Here is a 16,776-nt window from a genome sequence, read left to right as displayed (position 1 = left end):
CGGGAGCGGCCGCTCAGCCGGTGAGGATCGTCGAGTCGCCGCGCGGCCCCACCGCGACGCGGAGGCCGATCGGCAGCCGCTCGCGCATCGCGTCGACGTGGCTGATCAGGCCGATCGTCCGACCGCCCGACCGCAGCTCGTCGAGCGTGCTGAGCGCCGTCTCGAGCGTCTCGGCATCGAGCGAGCCGAAGCCCTCGTCGATGAACATGGTCTCGAGCGAGATGCCGCCGGACTGCGCCGTCACCACGTCGGCGAGGCCGAGGGCGAGGGCGAGCGAGGCGAGGAACGTCTCGCCGCCGGAGAGCGAGGCGGGCTGCCGGCGGACGCCGGTGAAGGCGTCGAGCACGTCGATCCCGAGGCCGGAGGCGGCGCCGCGGTAGGCGAGCGAGTCGTCGTGGGCGAGGGCGTAGCGGCCGCTGGTCATCGCGTCGAGGCGGAGGTTCGCCGCGGTCACGATCTCCTCCAGGCGTCCGGCGAGGGCGAAGGCCTCGAGGTCCATCCGGCGCGTGTTCTGCCCCCGGCCGGAGACGGTCTCGGCCAGCGCGCGCAGCTCCTCGTGGCGGCGGAGGCGCTCACCCAGCACGGCGAGGCGGCCCGCGGCCGTCGCGGCGAGCTCGGCCAGGCGCTCCGAGCGGTGCTCGAGCACGGAGAGGCCGGCTCGCGCCTCGTCGCGACGGGCGGAGGCCTCGCGCGAGCGCTCCTCGGCGAAGGCGAGGTCGACGGCCGTGCCCGGCAGTCCGCGGAGCTCCGGGTCGGCGAGCACCGCCTCCGTCGCGCTCCGCCGTCGCTCGTGCTCGGCGACGACGGCCTCGGCCCGCGCCCGGTCCCCGCTGGCCAGCGCGGCCGACTCGGCCTCCTCGGCGGTCGTGAAGCCGCGCTCGGCGAGGACCTCGGCGAGCTCCTCCCGGGCGGCGGCGGCGGCCTCGGACCGCGAGACGGCCGCCTCCTCGGCCTCGACCAGGGCGACGGCACGACGGCGCTGGGCGTTCAGCTGCTCGACGCGCGAGGCGACGCTCGTCGCGCCGTCGCGGAAGGCCTCGACGCGCTCCCGCAGCAGCCGCAGCGCTTCAGCGGCAAGGGCGGACTCGTCGGCGAGGGCGCGGTGCTCCTCGCGAGCGGCGTCCCGCCCGGTCGTGAGAGCGTCGATCCGGGTGCGCAGCCGGATGCGCTCGCGCCGCAGCTCCTCCATGCGGGCGGCGGCGCGGCGCGCCGAGGCGAGCCGCTCCTCGTGCGCCGGGCGGAGCGACTCCGGATCCGCGTCCTCGCCCACGCGCTCCTCGAGCGCCGCGAGAGCCCGAGCCGCGGCTCCCTCGCGCTCGCGGGCGCCGTCGAGGGCGGCGGCGGCGCGCTCCACCGCGACGCGGGCCCGGTCGAGGTCGTCGGTGCCGACCGTCGTCGGGCCGTCGTGCTCGGCCGGGCGGGGGTGCTCGCACGAGCCGCAGACGGGGCAGGGCTCGCCCGGCTCCAGCCGCTCGGCGAGCTCCCCGGCGAAACCGGCGAACCGGCGCGCGATCAGGGCGGCCTGCTCCGCGGCGCGCTCGCCGTGGACGCGCGCCGCGTCGGCGTAGGCCGTGCGGAGCCGCTGCAGGCCCGCCGCAGTGAGATCGCGCTCGAGGGCCGCGGCGATCCTCCGCTCGAGCGCGGCGAGCTCGTCGACGCGCGCGGGGACGGCGGCGGCCTCCCCGGCCAGGGACTCCTCCTCGCCGGCGAGCGCGTCGACGCGGGCGGGCAGCTCGCGCAGCTCCGCCTCGATCCCGGCGAGCGCGGTCGCCGCCGCCTGCTCGGCGCGCGCGGACCGCTCGGCGACGCGCTCCGCGTCGGGGAGCCGGCGCTCCTCGGCCAGCGCCTCGGTGAGGGCGCCGAGGACAGCGGCGAGCCGTTCGGCCGTCTCGGCGGCCGGGCCCCCGGACGCGTCCCCATAGGCGTCGGCCGCGAGGTCGCGCTGCTGCCGGGCGGCCCGCTCCTTCTCGGCGGCTGCCCGGGCGGAGCGGAGCAGCGGCAGCACGCCGTCGGCCCGGCGCGCGCGCTCGATCGCGGCCCGCTGCTGCTCGACGTGCGCCTCGGCGACCACGAGCTCCTCCGCCTCGATGAGGGCGCGCCGGCGCCGCTCCTGGCCCCGGGCGGTGCGCCGGGCCTCGTCGAGAGCGGCGCCCGCGGCCTCGTGCGCCGCGTCGGCCGCGGCGGAGCCGGCCCGGGCCGCCTCGAGCGGAGCGGCGAGCCGCGCCGGCAGGCCGGCGAACCAGGCGGCGTCCGGCAGAGGCGGCTCGGCTCCGTCATCGAGGAGCCGGACGGCCTCGTCCGCGAGCGCCGTCACGGCCGCGCGCTCCTCCTCGAGCCCGACGGCGCTCGCGTCGCGCTGCTCGAGCAGGCGGCGGCGGAGCAGATCGAAGCGCTCGGTCGCGAAGAGCGTGCGCAGGAGCCGCTGCCGGTCGTCGTTCTTCGCGAGCAGGAACTCGTGGAAGCGGTTCTGCGCCAGCAGGATCACCTGGAGGAACTGGTCCTTCGTCAGGCCGACGATCCGGCCGATGTCGGCGCCCACCTCCTTCGCGCTCGACGAGAGCCCGACCCAGGTGCCGTCGACCTGCTCCAGCAGCTCGACCTTCGCCGGCTGGGTCGTGGTGCCGGTGCCGCGCCGTTTCGGCCGCTCGTACTCGGGCGAGCGCCGGACGCGGTAGACGCGCCCCGCCGCCTCGAACTCGAGCTCGGCGAAGGTCTCGTCCTCGGGGCCGCTGTGGTCGCTCCGGAGGCGCGAGGCGGTGCCGTCGAAGCGGGGGACCGAGCCGTAGAGTGCGAACGCGATCGCGTCGAGGATCGTCGACTTGCCCGCTCCGGTGCGCCCGGCGATGAGGTACACGCCCACGTCCTCGAGCCGGTCGAAGTCGACGCACTGCTCGGCGCGGAACGGTCCGAGTCCGGCGAAGGCGAGTCGGCGGATCCTCACCGCAGAGCCTCGGCCTCGATGGCCGCGAGCGCGTCGAGGGTGAGGGCGCGCTCGGTCTCCGTGGCGCCGTGACCGCCGCGGACGTGGGCGAGGAAGTCGTCGACGACCTCCACGTCGCTCCGCCCGCGGATCCGCTCGGCGTACGCGCGCGGCTCGGCCGCGGCGTGCGGGGGCCGGTGCTCGAGCGTGGCGCAGCCGGGGAAGCGCGACTGCAGGCGCGCCATCGCGTCGAGCGGGCGCACGGGATCGGTGAGCACCGCCGAGACCCAGTCGCCCTCCACCTCGGCCAGGGAGGGATCGCGCAGCAGCTGCTGGAGCTCGCCCTCGATCACGCTGAGCCTCCTCGGCACGGGGAGCGGCGACCACTCGACGCCCTCGAGCCCCTCGGGCCCGATCGTCACCAGCCAGGCGCCGCGCGGCTTCGACGCCTCGCCGAACGCGTAGTGCAGCGGCGCTCCGGAGTAGCGCACTCCCGGCAGCAGCTCGGCGCGTCCGTGGATGTGCCCGAGCGCCGCGTAGTCGGCCGCGGCGAAGTGCTCGACCGAGACGTAGTCGAGCCCGCCCGCCGTGATGTCGCGCTCGAGGACCGCGGCCGGGGCTCCGACCGCGAAGCAGTGCGCGAGCACGACCCAGGGACGGCCCGCCGCCTCGGCGGCGGCGCGCACCCGCGCCATCGCGAAGGCGAGCACGTCCTCGTGGCGGCGCAGCTGCTCCTCCGGGTGCCGGTGGCGGTAGAGGGCGGGCTCGAGGAAGGGGATGCCGTGGACGCCGACCTCGAGGCCGGACGCGTCGCGCAGCACGACCGGCTCGGCGTACGCCTCGGGGTCGGTGAGGACGTGGACGCCCGCTCCGCGCAGGAGCCCGGCCTGGAAGCCGAGCCGGGCGGGGGAGTCGTGGTTGCCGCTGGTGAGGACGACCTCGGCGCCGGCCGCGCGGATCGCCTCGAGCGTGCGGGTGAGGAGGGTGTAGTGCTCTGCGGCGGGCACGGCGGAGTCGAAGACGTCGCCGGCGATCAGCACCGCGTCCACGCGCTCGGCCCGCACCGTCTCGACCAGGGCCTCGAGCACGGTCGCGAGCGCCGCCGTCGTGGAGTGCCCGTGGAAGGTGCGGCCGATGTGCCAGTCCGAGGTGTGCAGCAGCTTCACGGTCGTCCTTCCTCTGCGTCGTCCGGGGGAGCGACTCCAGGCTAGTGAGGCCCTCCGACACCGGCGGCGCAACGGACACCTCCCGTTCACCGGGAGGTGCACAATAGGGCGTCGGTCGAGCAGAGGAGATGGTCGTGAAGCTGCCCCGCGTCCCCGCGACGATCCTGGGTCTGGGCTCGCGCACCCGCGCCGCCGCCGAGGACACCGCTCCCATCCAGCGTCTGCGCCCGGACGACGAGCCGGCCCGCACCAGCACGGTCGACAACGCGATCTACCAGGACGGCCGCCGGGTCGTCTCTCCCGGCAGCATCCCGGAGGCGCTCGCCGCCCTGCAGAAGCTGCCCGACGCGATGGCGTGGATCGGGCTGTACCGGCCGAACGCGGCCGAGCTCGCCGCGCTCGAGGACGAGTTCTCGATGCACCCGCTCGCCCTCGAGGACGCGATCAGCGCGCACCAGAGGCCCAAGCTCGAGCGGTACGGCAGCGACATGTTCGTGGTGCTGCGCGCCGCCAGCTACTCCGACCAGCGCGAGGAGGTCGATTTCGGCGAGCTCCACCTGTTCGTGGGGTCGAACTTCGTCGTCACGGTCCGCCACTCCGAGAAGCCCGACCTCTCGCTGGTGCGGCGGCGGATGGAGGCCGATCCGGAGCTGCTGCGCGTCGGCCCGGTCGCCGTGCTGTACGCGATCCTCGACGCCGTCGTGGATCAGTACTCGCCCGTCGTCGCCGGTCTCGAGAACGACATCGACGAGATCGAGGCGCAGGTCTTCGAGGGCGACCCGGCGGTGTCCCGCCGCATCTACGAGCTCAGCCAGGAGGTGCTGGACTTCCAGCGTGCGGTCGCTCCGCTGACCGGCATGCTCGGGCGGCTCGTCACCGACTTCGAGGTGTTCCAGTCGGATGTGGAGCTGCGCCGCTACATCCGCGACGTCGCCGACCACGTCGCGCTCGTCACCGAGCGGGTCGACGGCTTCCGCACCACGCTGCGGGAGATCCTGGCGGTGAACGCGACCCTCGTCGCCCAGCGCCAGAACGAGGACATGAAGAAGCTCGCGGAGGTGGGCAACCAGCAGAACGACGAGGTCAAGCGGATCTCCGCCTGGGCGGCCATCTTCTTCGCGCCGACCATGATCTCGAGCATCTACGGCATGAACTTCGACGTGATGCCCGAGCTGCACGTGGCATGGGGGTACCCGGCGGCGCTCGCGGCGATGCTCGCCTCGAGCGTGGTGCTGCACCGGCTCTTCAAGCGGTGGGGCTGGCTCTGAGCCCGCGTCCCGCGACGTGTCAACACCGTGACGGTGCCGGAGGCTCCGCGTAGCGTCGCTCGCGGGCCGTCCGGCCCCTGAACGGAGGGACTCCCGATGACTCCGGAGGACACGACCACGACGGCCCCGCGGCCCCGCTCCCTCTGGCGGGCGGGCGCGGCTCCGATCCCCTCCGACGAGTTCGTGCCGGGCGCGCACTACGACGACGTCGTGGTCGGCGCCGGACTTACCGGGCTGGTCACCGCGCTCCTCCTGCAGCGGACCGGCCGGCGCGTGCTGGTGCTGGAGGCGCGGGAGGTCGGCGCGGTCACGACCGGGAACACGACGGCGAAGCTCAGCCTCCTGCAGGGAGCGCACCTCTCCCGGATCGCGGAGCGCAACATCCCCGCGGTGACCGAGGCCTACGTCGCGGCGAACCTCGCGGGCTTCCGCTGGCTGCTCGACTACTGCGAGGGCGCGGGCGTGCCGGTGCAGAGGCGCACCGCCTACAGCTACGCGCAGACGCCCGAGGGCGTGGACGCCGTCCTGAAGGAGCACGCGACCGCGCGCCGCTTCGGCCTCGCGACCCGCCTCGTCGGCGAGCTCGACGTGCCCTTCCCCAGCACGGCGGCCGTGGCCCTCGACGACCAGGCCCAGTTCGACCCGATGGACGTCCTCACGGCGCTCGCCGCCGACTTCCGCGCCGCCGGGGGCACCCTGGTGCAGGGCGTCCGGGCCCTCGGTATGCGAGCGACCGCTCCCGTCCGGGTCCGCACCAGCGCGGGCCCGGTGACCGGGGACCGGGCCTACCTGCTCACGGGGGCGCCGATCCTCGACCGCGGCCTGTACTTCGCCAAGATCGCCGCGCTGCGCTCGTACGCGGTCGCGTTCCGCACCGACGCGCCGATCCCCGACGGCATGTACCTCTCGGTCGACGAGCCGTCCCGCTCGGTGCGCGACGCCGAGCGCGACGGCGAGCGGCTCCTCCTGATCGGCGGCAACGGCCACCCCGTGGGGCGCAGGCCCGTCACCTCGGAGGCGGTGGACGACCTGGTCGCCTGGACGCGGCGGTCCTTCCCGGGGGCGGAGCCGGTCGCGAAGTGGAGCGCCCAGGACTACGAGCCGTTCCACCGTGTGCCGTTCGTGGGCTGGCTGCCGCGGGGCCGCGGACGGATCTTCCTGGCGACCGGCTACGACAAGTGGGGGATGACCAACGCGGTGCAGGCCGCGCTGACGCTCGTCGCCGACCTCGAGGGCGGGACGCCGGCCTGGGCGAGGACGCTGCACCGCCGGCCCACGCTGCCGCGGGTGATGGCGGAGGGGCTCGGCGCCGGGCTGGCGGTGGGCGCCTGGTACGCCCGCGGGTGGTCGGCAGCGCTCCGCGCGCCCCGCTCGGCCGGGGTGGTGCCGGCGGAAGGCCAGGGCTCGCTCGCCCGCGACGGCCTGCAGCCCGTCGCGGTCTCCACCGTGGAGGGGCGGCGCTGCGCGGTGTCGGCGGTGTGCCCGCACCTGGGCGGGATCGTCACCTGGAACGACTCGGAGCGCAGCTGGGACTGCCCGCTGCACGGCTCCCGCTTCGCAGCCGACGGGACGGTGCTGGAGGGGCCGGCGGTCGAGCCGCTCGCCCCGCTGGGCTAGGACGGCCGCCGGCTCAGCGGAGCCGACGGCCGAGGCAGGCCCCGCGGAGCAGGCGGCTCAGTCCTCGTCCGCTCCGGGCTCCGCGATCTCGTCGCCGTCCGCGCCCGAGGCGTCGCCGGTCGTGTGCAGATCGGTGTCGCCCGGGATGCTGAAGTCGCTCAGCGGGTCCAGGGGCTTCTTGTCGTCGGTGTCGTCGCTCATGCCTGCCACCCTACGAGCGCCCGGCGAGGCGCTGCACCGCGGCGACCGGGATCGACAGCCACTCCGGCCGGTTGCGCGCCTCGTAGATCGCCTCGTAGACGGCCTTGTCGAGTTCGAACGCGTCGAGCACCGCCCGGTGCGCGGTGACCGCGTCGCCCGCCCGCTCGGTGTAGCCCTCGAGGAACGCGGCCCGGCTCGCCGCCGCCCAGGCCGCCCTCGAGGCGCCCGGCTCGGCCTGCTCGTGCGCACCCGCCGCGTAGTCGAAGGAGCGCAGCATCCCCGCCACGTCGCGAAGGGCCACGTCGGGAAGACGGCGCTCGTGCATGGGCCGCAGCGGCTCGCCCTCGAAGTCGAGGAGCACCCAGCCGCGACCGGGCACGGACAGGACCTGCCCGAGGTGGTAGTCGCCGTGGATGCGCTGGAGCCTCGGCCACGGCGCGGTCTCGGCGGCGCGGAACACGGCCTCGATCGCCTCCGAGTCCTCGGCGATCACGGGGACCTCGGCCGAGGCGATGCGCAGGCGACGGCGCATGGCCGCGACCATCCGGTCGACGACCTCGGACGTGGTGTCCTCGGTCGGCATGACCTCCGCCAGCGTCGCGTGCACCTCGGCGGTGGCGCGGCCCAGCTCGCGGGCGGGTCCGGTGAAGTCGGAGTCGGCGGCGACCGCCTCGAGGGCGACGCGCCACGCGTCCTGGACCCCGGGGAGGAACTCCTGCGCGAAGGCGAGGTGCCCGAAGGCGCGGCCCGTCTCCTCGCCCTCGTCGTCCCACTCGCCGGTCACGTTGCCGATCACGGGCGGGACGAGGGCGCTCCCGGCGGCGTTGAGCGCCGACTGCACCGTCACGTCCGGGTTGTCGCCGTGGTGGAGGGCGCGGAAGACCTTGACGATCACCGGGGTCGCGTCGGATCCGTCGTCGGCGGTGGTGCGGACGATCACCGAGGTGTTCGACTGCTCGCCGCTGAGCACCTTCGAGGACGCGAACGCCCCGATCGCGGCACCCGGCTGCCGGTGGCCCTCGGCGCGGGCGCCGCCCTGGGCGCCGTCCTCGTCGGAGCGGCCGCCGTCGGCGATCATGCCGAGCAGGGCGCGGGCGAACACCGGGTCGCGCGGAGCGTCGTACACGTAGTGCGCGTCGTCGGAGTAGACGAGGGCGTCCTCGAGCCCGGGCACCGGAGCCGCGTGGACGGTCACCGGCACCTGGTACAGCACCGGGCTCGTGCCTGCCCGGTCGATGAAGAGGTGGTCCACCACCTCCGCCTCGCCGGGGTGCAGCGACCAGGCGCCGCGGACCTCCAGCTCGGGGCGCCGCCCCTTGCTCGCGTACCACCTCTGGTCCGCCACCCATGCGGCGATGCGGTCGATCGACAGGCCTGCGCTCATGCTCTTCCCTCCGTCGGCACCCCGAACCCTACTGGCCGCGGACGACGGGCGGAGGGGCTTGCGGCGGGGCGCTCAGGCCAGCTCGAGCACGTCCAGCGTCCAGGCGTACTCGAACGCGATCTCGCGCCAGCGCTCGTAGCGTCCGCTCACTCCGCCGTGTCCCGCTGTCATCTCGGTGCGCAGCAGCGCGGGAGCGCCGACCTCGCGGAGCCTGGCCACCCACTTCGCCGGCTCCACGTACAGCACCCGGGTGTCGTTGAGGCTCGTCGTCGCGAGGATCCGGGGGTACTGCACGCCCTCGCGGACGTTCTCGTAGGGCGAGTACGACTTCATGTAGGCGTAGACCTCGGCGTCGTGCAGCGGGTCGCCCCACTCGTCCCACTCGATCACCGTGAGCGGGAGCGACGGGTCGAGGATCGAGGTGAGCGCGTCGACGAACGGGACCTGCGCGAGGACGCCGGCGAACGCCTCCGGGGCGAGGTTCGCGACCGCGCCCATCAGCAGGCCGCCGGCCGACCCTCCCTGCGCGACCAGGCGGTCCGGAGTGGTGAAGCCCGCGTCGACCAGGTGCCGCGCCGCGGAGACGAAGTCGGTGAAGGTCGTCCGCTTCGCCAGCGTCTTCCCGTTCTCGTACCAGGAGCGGCCCATCTCCCCGCCGCCGCGGACGTGCGCGACGGCGAAGACGACGCCGCGGTCGAGCAGCGAGAGGCGCGCGATCGAGAAGCCCGGGTCGATGCTCGCCTCGTACGAGCCGTAGCCGTAGAGGAGGAGCGGCGCGGGGGCCGAGTCCGGATCGGCGGCGTCGCGGCGCCAGACGAGCGAGAGCGGCACCCGCGTGCCGTCCTCCGCCACGGCCCACTCCCTCCTCTGCACGTAGAGCGCGGGGTCGTAGTCGCCGAGCACCGGCTGCTGCTTGAGCACCGTGCGCTCGCCCGTCGCGATGTCGAGCGCGAGCACGGTCGAGGGGGTGACGAACGAGGTGTAGGCGAGGCGGAGGGAGGGCTGCTCCCACTCCGGGTTCCCCGCCAGGCCCGCGTCGTAGAGCGGCTCGTCGAAGACGATCTCCTCGAGCCGCGCTCCGGTGCCGTCCTCGCGGAGCAGCCCGAGCCGGGTGGCTCCGTCGGCGCGGTACGAGACCACGACGTGCCCGGCGAAGGCGTCGACGCCCTCGATCCGGCGGCCCTCGCGGTGCGGCACCACCACGCGGCGCTCGCGGGCCCGGGCGTCGGCGTCGCGCGACAGGTCGGCCGGCTCCTCGACGATCTCGAAGTCGAGGGCGCCGTCGTTGTGCACGATCAGCAGGCGGTCGCGTCCGTCGACGACGGCGTGCTCGACCTCGTACTCCACGCCCTCGCGTCGCGGCCACACCGAGCGGAAGGAGCCGGTCGGGTCGGACGCGTCCAGCAGCAGGCACTCGCTCGTGATCTTGCTGCCGATCTCGATGACGAGGAAGCGGCGGCTGCGGGTGAGGCCCACGCCGATCCAGTAGCGCTCGTCGGGCTCGGCGAAGACGACCTCGTCCGGGGTCCCGGCGCCGACCTCGTGCCGCCAGATCGTGTCGGGGCGCCAGGACTCGTCGACGGTCGGGTAGAAGACGAAGCGCGCGTCGGCGCCGAAGGTCGCTCCGCCGCCGGTGCCCTCGATGACATCCGGCAGGTCCTCGCCGGTCTCGAGGTCGCGGATGCGGAGGGTGTAGCGCTCGTCGCCCTCGACGTCGGTGCCGAAGAGCAGCCGTCGGCCGTCGGCCGAGACGTCGAAGCTGCCGAGCGAGAAGAAGTCGTGCCCCTCCGCCTCCGCGTTGCCGTCCAGGACGACCTGCTCGCCCTCGAGCGGACCGCCCTCGGCGATCGACGGCGGCGTCCAGTCGTCCGGCCCGCTGATCGGCGCTCGGCAGTGCACGGCGTACTGGCGGCCCTCGTAGGAGCGCGAGAAGTACCACCAGGAGCCCTCCCGGACGGGGACCGAGAGGTCGGTCTCCTTCGTCCGCGAGCGGATCTCCTCGAACAGGCGCTCGCGCAGCGGAGCGAGAGGAGCCAGCACCGCCTCGGTGTACGCGTTCTCGGCCTCGAGGTGCGCGATCACCTCGGGGCTCTCCTTCTCGCGCAGCCACTCGTAGCGGTCGACCACCACGTCGCCGTGGTGGCGGCGCTCGAGGGGGACGCGGCGGGCGACGGGCGGAACGGGCGCGGTCATCGCTCCAGCCTAGGGCGAGGGCGCCCCTGGCCGCCCGGGGTGCCGCAGCGGCGCCGGGCGTGATCACAATGGAGCATGGCCAGCGGTGCGGAGAACGAGTCGGCGACGTCCCGGGCGGGCGGTGCGCGGAGAGTGCAGACCGAGGTCGAGCGCAAGTACGACGTCGACGCGGGCACCCGGCTGCCCGACCTGACCGGCACCGGGAGCGTCGCGAGCGTCCGCACCGAGGAGCCGGTGACCCTCCGCGCCGAGTACTTCGACACCGCCGAGCGCGCTCTGTCCCGGGGGCGCATCACGCTGCGCCGCCGCGAGGGCGGATCCGACCAGGGCTGGCACGTCAAGCTGCCCGGCTCCTCCGGCCGCACCGAGATCCACGCGGAGCTCACGGCCTCGCGCACGGTCCCGTCCGCCGTCCGCGAGCCGGTGCTCGGGCAGGTGGGGCGCGCGCCGCTCGAGCCGCTGGCAATGCTCGAGACGGTCCGCTCGATCACCCGCGCCCTCGACTCCCACGGGCGGGAGCTCGCCGAGATCGCCGACGACCTGGTGACCGCGCGCGACCAGCGCACCGGCCGCGAGCGGCGCTGGAGGGAGTGGGAGGTCGAGCTCGTCGACGTCCCGGGCGACGAGGGCGAGCGGGTCCTCGACGCGATCGAGCAGCGCCTCCTCGCCGCGGGCGCCCGCCCGGCCGCCAGCGCCTCCAAGCTCGCCCGGGCCACCGGCGGCCCGATCGAGGAGACGGTCCCGGATCCGCGGAACGGCGGGGAGGCGGCGCTCGCCGCGGTCCGCTCGCTCCTGCGAGAGCTGCGCGCCGTCGACCCGCGGGTGCGCCTCGAGGCCGACGACGCCCTGCACCGGATGCGCGTGCTCGCGCGCCGGCTCCGGTCCGTCCTCGCCGCCTCCCGCTCCGTGCTCGACCGTGCGGCGACCGACCCCGTGCGGGACGAGCTGCGCTGGCTGGGAGGGGTCCTCGGCGCGGCCCGCGACCAGGAGGTGCTCGCCGAGCGGTTCCGCACCTCCCTGGCGGCCGTCGAGGGCGCCCCGAGCACCCCCACCGCCCTGCTGGAGGAGATCGAGCACCGGCACGCCTCGGCGCTGCGCCGCGTCGACCGCACTCTGCGCGGCGGCCGCTACCTCGCGCTCCTCGCCTCGCTCGACGCCCTGCTCGCGGATCCGCCCCGCACCGCGCGGGCCAGCTCGAGCGCGACGGCGCTGGTGCGCCGCTCCGTCGCGAAGGACCTCGCGCGCATCTCCGCGGCGGGGTCCGCGGCGGCCGGCGGCTCGCTCGAGGCTCGTCACGACCTGCGGAAGGCGGCGAAGCGGCTCCGCTACACCGTGGAGGCGTGGCGGGCGGTCGTCCCCGAGGCCGTCGGCGCCCGGCGCCGCTCGCTCGCCGAGGCGGGCGAGGACCTCGCCGACGCCCTGGGGGAGGAGCGCGACGCGCTCGCCGCCCGTGCGCTGATCCTGGAGGAGGCCGATCGCAGCGGGGAGGGAGCCTTCGCGCTGGGGGTCGTCGCCGCCGAGGAGCGGCACCGCGCCAGGCGGGCCGCGAAGGCCGCGGAGAAGGCGGGGGACCGTCTGGGGTCGCTCTCGCGCTGACCGTGCGGCCCCGCGGTCGCTGTCAAGCCGACGGCCCGGTCACACGGACGAAATCCACGGCGGATAATGTGAATCATGCCTTCCGTCCGTGCTCTTCCGTCACCGCTCCTGCGCCCGCGCCACTTCGACCGCGACGACGTCGTGGTCCATGCCGGCCTGTTCTCGCTGGTGAACTCGAGTACGACGCCCCGCGCGGCCTGGACCGAGGACCTGATCGCCATCGGCGAGGTCCTCGACGCCGCCGAATTCCCCTACCGCCTCATCCGCGGCACCGACGGCTCGCCCTTCCTCGCGGTGGACCGCGTGCTCGGCGCCGAGCTGGCGACGCTGCTGGCGCGCGCCTTCGCGACCGAGCCCTTCTACGCCAAGACGGTCGACAAGCGGGGCACCCCGCCGCAGCTCCTGGCCGAGGGCGTGCTCGCGCCGTACCCGCGCGCCTCCGTCTTCAAGCTCTTCCGCCCGCGCGTCTCCTCGACGGGATCGCTGCGCTACGGCGCCCGCAGCGGCGTCCGCCTCGAGCTGTGGAAGGTGGGCGAGGAGGAGATCATCACTCCCGCCGAGAACGCGCTCATGCGCAACAGCCTCCCCGTCGCCGAAGCCATCGACGCCCACGTCGAGGCCTACGGCCGCACCTGGCCGACGTTCGAGGGCATGTTCGAGCCGCTCGTCAGCGACATCCGCTTCGAGGTGGACATCGTCTTCTCGTGGGTCGACGGCACCGACCTGGAGTTCCAGCGCGCCCGTGCGGCCCGCATGGCGAGCTACGTGGTGGGGGAGGGCGACGACGCTCCGGCGCGCTTCCGTCAGATCGACGAGCTCAAGTACGCCCTGCGCAGCGTCTACATGTACGCGCCGTGGATCCGGCACATCTACATCGTCACCGACTCCCCGCGCCCGCGCTGGCTGGACGAGCACCCGGACGTCACCCTCGTGCGCAGCGAGGACCACTTCCGCGACCTCTCGGTGCTGCCGACGCACAACTCCCACGCGGTCGAGAGCCAGCTGCACCGCATCCCGGGGCTGGCGGAGCACTTCCTCTACTCCAACGACGACATGTTCTTCGGGCGCCCGGTCGACCCGTCGATCTTCTTCTCGCCCGGGGGCATCACGAAGTTCATCGAGGCGACGACGCGCATCGGCATGGGCGACTCCAACGCCTCCCGCAGCGGCTTCGAGAACGCGGCCCGCGTCAACCGGCGCCTGCTCCGCGAGCGCTTCGGCGCGATGACGACCCGTCACCTCGAGCACGCCGCCACGCCGCTCCGCAAGACCGTGATGGCCGAGCTCGAGGCCGAGTTCGAGCCGGAGTTCACCGCGACCGCCGCGAGCCGCTTCCGCTCCGCGAGCGACGTCTCCGTCACCAACTCGCTCTACCACTACTACGCGCTGATGACCGGGCGCGCGGTCGTGCAGGAGAACGCCTCGGTGAAGTACGTCGACACGACGATGCACCAGGGGCTGAAGGACATGCGCAAGCTCCTCAAGAACCGCGGAGTCGACTTCTTCTGCCTCAACGACGGCAGCTTCCCCGAGATCTCGGCGGAGGCGCGCACCAAGGCCGTCATCGGGTTCCTCGAGGAGTACTACCCGATCCCGGCTCCGTGGGAGCGCGAGGACTGACCGTGGGCTGGGCCGTCGGGGGAGCGGTGGCCGGGCTGCTGCTCGGCCTGGCGAGCTCGCTCGTGTTCCCGGGCATCGGAGTGGGAGCGGGCGTTGGCGTGGGCGTCGCGCTGGCCGCGGCGCTGGCGTTCGCCGGGTGGCTGTTCGCACGGGACCGCGCCGGCGGGCGCTGACACCGCCGGCCGTGTCCGAGGACGCGGTCGACGCGGCGCCCGGAGGCGTCGGGGCGACCCCGACGCCCCGCCGCGCCGCTACGCGCTGACGCCCACCGGCTCCACGAGCGGCGGGTACAGCGCCTCGTCGCGGGCGACGGGGGCCGCCGTCGCCGCGGCGATCTCGACGCCGTGGTCCGCGAGGATCCGCTGCGTCTCGTTCGCCGAGACGTAGGACACCTCGGTCGAGGCGCCGATCGGCACCACCGAGTGCAGCACCGTGCCGTCGTAGACGTGGATCAGGTTGAACGCCTGGGCGCCGTTGCGGGCGCGGGTCGCTCCCACCGGCACGTTGAGGTCCTGGGTGTAGCAGGTGGCCGACGCGACCGAGACCGGGATGCCGGCGAACATCGCCGTCGACGAGTAGTGCAGGTGGCCCGCGATGATGCTGCGGACGTCGGAGCCCTCGAGCACCTCCGCGAGGGCGGGCTGGTCGCGCAGCTCCACGAGGACCGACAGGTCGAGCACGCTCGGCACCGGCGGGTGGTGCAGCGCGAGGATCGTGCCGTGCGGGGCCGGGCTGGAGAGCTCCTCCGCCAGCCAGTCGAGCTGCGCGTCCGAGATCTCGCCGTAGTGGGCGCCGGGCACGGTGGAGTCCAGCGCGATGATCCGGAGCCCGTTGACGTCGTGCACGCGGTCGATCGGCTGCGTGGTCGGGAGCTGGTCGAGCAGCCCCGAGCGGAACGCGCCGCGGTCGTCGTGGTTGCCCATCACCCAGATCACCTCGGCGCCGAGGCGTGCGGCCGCGGGCTCGACGACGGCGCGCAGCTTCGCGTACGCCTCCGGCTCGCCCTTGTCGGCGAGATCACCCGTGATGACGACGGCCTCCGGACGTCCGCCGGACGCCTCCAGCTCGTCGAACAGGAGCCGCAGCTGGGCCTCGCTGTCGACGTCGGAGCCGTACAGGCCGCCGTCTCCGGCGATGAAGTGGGTGTCGCTCAGGTGAAGGATGAAGTGGTTGGGCCGGGGGTACTCGGCCTGGCGGAGGGACATGATCCTCGGGTTCCACGATCGGCGGGAGCCGGATCACGCGACCCGGCGTCGGCACTTGCGCACTGCTCCAGCGGAGGCGACCCCGCTGAGACCAGTCCATCATCGCGGGGTGAACTCCGGGCCAACACCGGTCGGCGCGTCATCGAACGGTTCTCCCAGGTTGCCGGTCGCTGCGCGGTCCTCCCCGACCCCGAAGGACTGCCGCGATCAGAGCCGGGCGAGCAGCCGCGCGTAGAACTCGATCGCGCGCTCGAACTGGTCGGCCTCGACCGACTCGTCGACCCCGTGGATCCCGAGCTGCTGCCGCGGGCTGATCTCGAACGGGATGAAGCGGTAGACGTGGTCGCTGATCGCGTGGAAGTGCCGCGCGTCGCTGCCGCCGGTCTGCACGTAGGGGGCGACGACCGCGTCCGGGAACGACTCCTGCACGACCGCGCGGAGCAGGTCGTACGGCCCGCCGTCGCCGGGCTCGCCGGTGGGGGAGACGGGGGAGGGCTCGTGGGCGACCTTCACCTCGACCTCGACCTCCGGGTCGTCGATGACGGCGCGGATGCGCTCGACCACGCCCGCCACGGTGCCGCCCGGGTTGATCCGCACGTTCGCGGTGGCGCTGGCGCTGGAGGCGAGGACGTTCGCTCCGGTGCTGCCCCGCAGCTCGGTGATCGCGACCGTCGTCCGCAGCATCGCCGCCGAGCGGTTGGAGTGGGCGGCGAGCGCGCCGACGACGGCGTCCGGGTGCTCGTGCGGTCGTGCGTACGAGACGGCGTGGGCCGCGTCCGCGTGGTCGGCCGCCGCGCGCACCAGCTGGGCGATCGGCTCCGGGAGGGTCGAGGGGAACGGGTTCTCGGTCAGGCGGTGGATCGCCCTCGCGAGCCGCTGGGTGGCGAGCAGCCCGGGCGGGGGCGGCGGAGCGGAGGCGTGGCCGCCGACGTCGCGGCAGGTCAGCTCGAGGTTCATGATCCCGCGCTCGGTGACGCCGATCACGGCGATCGGGGTGGTGACGCCGGGCAGGATGCCGCGCCGCACGTTCCCGCCCTCGTCGAGCACGAGGCGCGGGCGGACCCCGCGCGCGCCGAGCAGGGCGACGACCGAGGGGGCGCCGTCGCCCGCCGTCTCCTCGTTGTGCGTGGAGAGGAGGTACACGTCGTGCCGGGGCCGCTCGCCCCGCAGGACGGCCGCCTCGACCGCCTCGAGGAGGGCGACGAGGGAGCCCTTGTCGTCGAGGGCGCCGCGCGCCACGACGGAGGTGCGGCCGTCCGCGGCGACGACCGTCTCGGCCGCGAACGGGTCGTGCGACCACTCCGCCGCCGTCACGCTGACCACGTCGTAGTGGGCCATCAGCACGGCCGGCTCGCCCGGCTCCTCACCGCGCCAGCGCCAGAGGAGGGAGTGGCCGGCGACGGTCTCGGACTCCAGCGCCGCGTGCAGCGCCGGGTAGAGCTCGGCGACGAGCTCCCGGAAGGCGTGGAAGCGGCTCCAGTCGGTCGCCGACTCGTCCGAGTGGGACACGGTGTCGACGCGCAGCAGGGCCTGGAAGCGCTCGAGCGCGGTCGTCGTCACCGGGCTAGCCTACGACGGCGGTGCCGGGCCCCCGGCCCCGGCGAGC

Annotated in this window: 12 protein-coding genes; 5 read left to right on the top strand and 7 right to left on the bottom strand. The window is 74.6% G+C overall.

Annotation, left to right across the window (positions count from 1 at the left end):
* Positions 1–13 precede the first annotated feature (13 nt).
* Together C5C55_RS09815 and C5C55_RS09810 are read right to left on the bottom strand one after the other, a co-directional pair.
* On the bottom strand, positions 14–2,941 hold the full coding sequence (locus C5C55_RS09815; RefSeq protein ID WP_104233784.1) for an AAA family ATPase: 2,928 nt from the start codon (positions 2,939–2,941) through the stop codon (positions 14–16).
* Positions 2,938–4,086, bottom strand: a complete 1,149-nt coding sequence (locus tag C5C55_RS09810; RefSeq protein WP_104233783.1) for an exonuclease SbcCD subunit D — start codon at positions 4,084–4,086, stop codon at positions 2,938–2,940. The genes C5C55_RS09815 and C5C55_RS09810 overlap by 4 nt, the downstream gene beginning before the upstream one ends.
* A 128-nt stretch (positions 4,087–4,214) precedes the next feature.
* On the opposite strand from C5C55_RS09810, the gene C5C55_RS09805 reads away from it, so the two are divergent.
* Entirely contained in the window at positions 4,215–5,354 is a 1,140-nt protein-coding gene (locus C5C55_RS09805) for a magnesium and cobalt transport protein CorA (protein ID WP_104223070.1), read from the top strand.
* A 96-nt stretch (positions 5,355–5,450) separates the two neighbouring features.
* Entirely contained in the window at positions 5,451–6,971 is a 1,521-nt protein-coding gene (locus C5C55_RS09800; RefSeq protein WP_104233782.1) for an FAD-dependent oxidoreductase, read from the top strand.
* A gap of 57 nt (positions 6,972–7,028) precedes the next feature.
* On the opposite strand, the gene C5C55_RS16595 is transcribed toward C5C55_RS09800, so the two are convergent.
* The 3 genes from C5C55_RS16595 to C5C55_RS09790 form a co-directional block, all read right to left on the bottom strand.
* Positions 7,029–7,172 carry a hypothetical protein gene (locus C5C55_RS16595; RefSeq protein WP_181067829.1) on the bottom strand — a complete coding sequence of 48 codons (144 nt, stop codon included), beginning with the start codon at positions 7,170–7,172 and terminating at the stop codon, positions 7,029–7,031.
* A gap of 10 nt (positions 7,173–7,182) precedes the next feature.
* Entirely contained in the window at positions 7,183–8,556 is a 1,374-nt protein-coding gene (locus C5C55_RS09795; RefSeq protein ID WP_104233781.1) for a phosphotransferase, read from the bottom strand.
* 72 nt (positions 8,557–8,628) lie between these two features.
* Positions 8,629–10,749, bottom strand: a complete 2,121-nt coding sequence (locus tag C5C55_RS09790; RefSeq protein ID WP_104233780.1) for a S9 family peptidase — start codon at positions 10,747–10,749, stop codon at positions 8,629–8,631.
* A 75-nt stretch (positions 10,750–10,824) separates the two neighbouring features.
* Between C5C55_RS09790 and C5C55_RS09785 the strand changes: the two genes are divergently transcribed.
* The 3 genes from C5C55_RS09785 (at position 10,825) to C5C55_RS16590 (ending at position 14,138) form a co-directional block, all read left to right on the top strand.
* Positions 10,825–12,345 (top strand): CYTH and CHAD domain-containing protein, encoded by a 1,521-nt coding sequence (locus tag C5C55_RS09785; protein WP_104233779.1) that lies wholly within the window; start codon positions 10,825–10,827, stop codon positions 12,343–12,345.
* A 75-nt stretch (positions 12,346–12,420) separates the two neighbouring features.
* Positions 12,421–13,965 (top strand): stealth family protein, encoded by a 1,545-nt coding sequence (locus tag C5C55_RS09780; RefSeq protein WP_104233778.1) that lies wholly within the window; start codon positions 12,421–12,423, stop codon positions 13,963–13,965.
* Between the two features lie 2 nt (positions 13,966–13,967).
* Entirely contained in the window at positions 13,968–14,138 is a 171-nt protein-coding gene (locus tag C5C55_RS16590) for a hypothetical protein (protein ID WP_159939285.1), read from the top strand.
* Between the two features lie 78 nt (positions 14,139–14,216).
* Here C5C55_RS16590 and C5C55_RS09775 read toward each other — a convergent pair whose 3' ends face one another.
* Positions 14,217–15,170, bottom strand: coding sequence for a phosphodiesterase (locus tag C5C55_RS09775; protein WP_104233777.1), 954 nt, complete (start codon positions 15,168–15,170; stop codon positions 14,217–14,219).
* 207 nt (positions 15,171–15,377) lie between these two features.
* Entirely contained in the window at positions 15,378–16,730 is a 1,353-nt protein-coding gene (locus tag C5C55_RS09770) for a M20/M25/M40 family metallo-hydrolase (RefSeq protein WP_104233776.1), read from the bottom strand.
* Positions 16,731–16,776 lie beyond the last annotated feature (46 nt).

The organism is Rathayibacter sp. AY1C2 (assembly GCF_002931195.1).
In the GTDB taxonomy this organism is placed as follows: domain Bacteria; phylum Actinomycetota; class Actinomycetes; order Actinomycetales; family Microbacteriaceae; genus Rathayibacter.
The sequence above is the reverse complement of the archived record's forward strand: the minus strand, read 5'-3'. Positions and strand labels throughout refer to the sequence as shown.